Raw genomic sequence first — 4419 nt, forward strand, 5'->3', positions numbered from 1 at the left:
CCCGGGGAACCATCCCAACCCAGGCGGTGTTGGCCGCGCTCGAGGCCGACGCCCAGGAAGGAGTCTGATATGCCCAGGGAAAGGCGTCAACGTAGGCGCAGGACCGCAGCGGTCCTCGGCGGCGCTGCCGTCGTAGCGCACGGCCACAACCGTCGCGACGACCGTCGCGACGACCGTCGCGACCGCAGGGAAGATCGTCGCGACTGATCCGGCACCAACAAGTCGAATGCATTGCTGCCCTGCTGTTCGCCACGGTCGGCGAGCAGCAGGGCAGCAACGTCCGGTAGGGGAGGACCTGTGGCCGATAACATCCCGACGACTGACCCTGACGTGAGCTCCCAGACCCATCCGACCGGAATCGCCAGCGACCTGCGAACTCCGAAGTCCGCAGCGATCGCCGGGATCCTGTTCTCGCTGATGCTCGGGACCATCATCGTCATCATGTCGTCGGCAATCCCGCAGGACCCGGTCCACGGGGCTACGTGGATTACCAACGCCTCCAGCCGCAGCTCGGTTGCCTTCGCAATGAACCTGATCCCTTTCGCGGGCATCGCTTTCCTGTGGTTCATCGGGGTCATCCGCAACCACCTTGGCGGCCGCGAGGACAAGTTCTTCGCCACCGTCTTCCTCGGCTCGGGTCTGCTGCTGGTCGGCATCCTGTTCACGGCGGCTGCGATGATGGCAGGCGCCCTGTCCGTCTACTCGGAGTCGCCCAACATCTCGCGCGACACGTTGCGGCTTGAATTGCTCTTCGCCAGCACGCTGCTGGTCACGTTCGGGGCCCGGATGGCAGCGGTCTTCACCCTCTCGGTCACCATGATCGGTCTGCGCACCCAGTTCGTGCCCCGCTGGCTCTCTGTCATCGGGGTCGCCTGCGCTGTCGCGCTCGTGCTGACACCGCCGGCCCCCAAGCTGACGCAGCTGGTGTTCCCGATCTGGGTCCTGATCCTCAGCGTGCACATCCTGGTGGTGTCGATACGGTCCCCGGCACCCGTTGCCGGTGACGACCTGTGATCCTCCTGGGAGAGTGATGCCGCAGCAGGTTGCTGCTCCTACGGTGCAGTGATGACAGCGTCAAGCCCGCAGGGCCTGCGTGTGCGGGGGGCGCCACCGACCTCTGGTTCAGGGCGCCGATCCGACAGCAAACACGGTGCCCCTCACGGATGCGCCGGTGATGAGTCCGAGATTGCGGGACAGGTTGTTCACCGTTGCGGTACTTCGTTGCAGTACGGGCCAAACCGAGGGCCCACCCCGGAACGGGCAGGGGCCTCTGGCCTGCGGGAATACTGGTCGAAGTGACAGGCTTAAGCCTGCGGCCTCTTCGTCCCGTGCGAAGCGCATACCAGGCTGAAGGGATCCCTCCGACGCTCAGGTCAAATCTCGTTGTCGTTGCTGTACTTGCCGTATTGACAGCGGACACGAGAAACTGCCCGGAGACGGCCATGAAGCTGCCCGGTGGCGGACATGAAAACTGCCCGCTGACGGTCATGAGATCTGCCCGACACGATTCCGTCTGCCTCGCCGCGTCCCGCGGTTGAGGCCCCTCCTGGGGTGCGGTTGCGGTGCTGAAGCGCCTACCGCCCCCAGGAGGGACACCGTGAAGTCTGCCGAGGAGATCATGAATATGTTGGATGCGTTTGATTTGACCGAGTCGTTGCGTGATGCCGGCGAGCTCGCCGGGGTCTCGCATCACACCGTCGCCCGGTACGTCGCCGCCCGCGAGTCCGGTGTCGCCGGTGGCGGGGTGGTCCGGCCGATGTTGATTGACGAGTTCCTGCCCAAGGTCGAGGAGTGGGTCGAGCGCTCGGCCGGCAAAGTCCGCGCCGACGTCGCCCACGACAAGCTGCTCGCTTTGGGCTTCACCGGCTCGGAGCGCACGACGCGGCGGGCGGTGGCGGCGGTGAAGAAGAACTACCGCCTGGGTCGGGTGCGGGTCCACCGCCCGTGGGTCACCGAGCCTGGCATGTGGCTGCAGTACGACTTCGGTGACGGGCCGGTCATCGACGGGACCAAGACGACGTTGTTCTGTGCGTGGCTGGCGTGGTCGCGGTTCCGGGTGGTGTTGGCGATCCGGGACAAGACCTCCCCGAGTGTGATGGCGGCCCTGGATGTGACGCTGCGCAGGCTGGGTGGGGCGCCGACGTACCTGTTGACCGACAACGAGAAGACGGTGACCACCGAGCATGTCGCCGGGATCGCGGTCCGTAACCCGGCGATGGTTGCGTTCGGGCGCCATTACTCGGTCACCTTTTTGACCTGTGAGCCCTGCGATCCGGCGACCAAGGGTGGGAGCGAGTCGACGGTCAAGGTCGCCAAGGCCGACCTGGTCCCCAAGGACACCAACCTCCTCGAGGCCTACGACACGTTCGCGCAGCTGGAAGCAGCGTGTGAGGCGTTCTGCGAGCAGGTCAACGCCCGGGTCCACCGGGTCACCCGCCGCGCCCCGGTCGACATGCTCGCCGAGGAGCAGGCCCGGTTGCATCCGGTGCCGGTTGTCCCGCACACGGTCGCGTTCGGGGTCACCCGCACCGTCGCTTCCAAGACCCCGATGGTCGCCTACGACGGCGGGCAGTACTCCGTCCCAGCCCACCTGCTCGGCCAGGTCGTGTGGGTCCGGGTCCATGGCGCCGGCGCCGGCGAGCAGGTCATCATCGTCCACGTCGGACCGGTCGGCCCGGTCGAAGTCGCCCGACACGAGCGGGCCACCCCGGGTAGCCCACGCCTGGACGACGCCCACTTCCCACCGCCACCGGCTGGGGCTTTGGGGCGAATCCCCAAGGCCCGCAACGAATCCGAAGCCGCGTTCCTGCTGCTCGGCGACGGCGCCCGGCTGTGGCTGACCGAGGCCGCCGCCGCAGGCACGACCAAGGTCCGCGCCAAGATGGCCGAGGCGGTGTCGCTGTCCAAGCTGTTCAACGCCGCCGAAGTCGACTGGGCTTTGGGGCACGCCGCGGTCCACGCCCGGTTCGCTCACGGGGACCTCGCCTCGATCCTGGACCACCACTCGGGCACCACCACGGGCGCGAGCATCCCGACCCGCGCCGGTGAGGACGGGTCCCTGACCCAGGGCACCAGCGGTTGGGCGGGGCTGGGCACGACTCCTGAACTGCCCTACGACGACGCGGCGGAGGTGGCATTGTGACCGCGACACCACGGGCCAAGACCGCGCCCGTCCCGACCCTGGGAGTCCCGGCCGCGCCACCGCTGCCCGACGACCTCGAAGCACTACTGCGCCGGCTGCGGCTACCCCATATCCGCCGGCTCGCACCCGAGGTCGTGGCCACCGCCAAAGCCCAACGCTGGGAACCCGTCGAGGTCCTCCGTGCCCTGTTCAAAGAAGAGTCCGCGGGGCGGGAACGCTCCGCCCTGGCGACCCGCCGAGCGACCGCCGGGTTCCCCACCGGCAAGACGTTCCAAGCCTGGTCACCGGCGGCGTCCTCGATCCCGGCCCCAACCCAGCAGGCCCTACGCACCCTGGAATGGATCCACCGCCGGGAGAACCTCGTCGTGTGCGGCCCGTCCGGGACCGGCAAGACATTCCTGCTCGAGGCCCTCGGACAACACGCCGTCGAGCAAGGACTACGCGTGGCGTGGTTCACCCTCGAAGACCTCGGGGGACTCCTGCGCCGCCACCGCGCCGACGACACCGTCACCAAAGCCATCACCCGAGTCCTGCGAGCAGACCTGGTCGTCGTTGATGACATAGGCCTGTTGCCCGTTTCTCAGGACGCGGCCGAGGGCCTGTACCGCCTGGTCGACGCTGCGTACGAGAAACGCTCGGTCGCGGTCTCGTCCAACCTTCACCCGGCCTCCTTCGACGAGCTGATGCCCAAGACCCTGGCCACAGCCACGGTAGATCGCCTACTGCATCACGCCCATGTCTGTCAGACCAGCGGCGAGTCCGTGCGCCTGTCCCAGGCGTTGGCCGGCGACGGCGTCACACCGTTGGGCGGCACCCGATGAGCGCGGGCACCGACGCCCGAACCAGCGTCATCTACGAATGCCCCGAGTGCGAAACCCGCTACCTGGACGAAGCGCCGCTGCCCGGATTGCAACCTCTTCACCCGCCGAATCGGCCCGGGCGGCTCATGCCCACACTGCGACGAACCCGTGGCCCAAGCCGACCTGACCTGACCCCCCTCACAACCAAGGAGACCGAAATGACCCACACCTGACCGAACGCCGTTGGTGGCCACCACTGGGCAGATCCCATGGCCACCAGCGGGCAGATTTCATGACCGCCACCGGGCAGTTCCTACTGGCCCTTGACAAAAGAGGCCGCAGGTTCAAATCCTGTCACCCCGACCGTGTTTCCGCAGGCCAGAGGCCCGCGCCAGAAATGGTGCGGGCCTCTTCGCTGCCAGTACAGCAGCAAAATACGGCAAGTACAGCAACGACAACGAGATATGACCCGAGCGT

3 protein-coding genes are annotated in these 4419 nt (G+C 67.3%); all 3 read left to right on the forward strand.

The features are described 5' to 3' along the window. The first annotated feature begins 330 nt into the window (after positions 1-330). Positions 331-1014: a hypothetical protein gene (locus tag VIM19_14985; GenBank protein HEY5186168.1), complete on the forward strand. Its 684-nt coding sequence runs from the start codon at positions 331-333 to the stop codon at positions 1012-1014. Positions 1015-1597: 583 nt separating this feature from the next. Continuing rightward, positions 1598-3142 carry an IS21 family transposase gene (gene istA, locus VIM19_14990; protein HEY5186169.1) on the forward strand — a complete coding sequence of 515 codons (1545 nt, stop codon included), beginning with the start codon at positions 1598-1600 and terminating at the stop codon, positions 3140-3142. Then, a complete protein-coding gene (istB, locus tag VIM19_14995; GenBank protein ID HEY5186170.1) occupies positions 3139-3963 on the forward strand; it encodes an IS21-like element helper ATPase IstB in 825 nt (274 codons plus the stop codon). The genes istA and istB overlap by 4 nt, the downstream gene beginning before the upstream one ends. Positions 3964-4419: the final 456 nt, after the last annotated feature.

Source organism: Actinomycetes bacterium (assembly GCA_036510875.1).
Classification (GTDB): domain Bacteria; phylum Actinomycetota; class Actinomycetes; order Prado026; family Prado026; genus DATCDE01.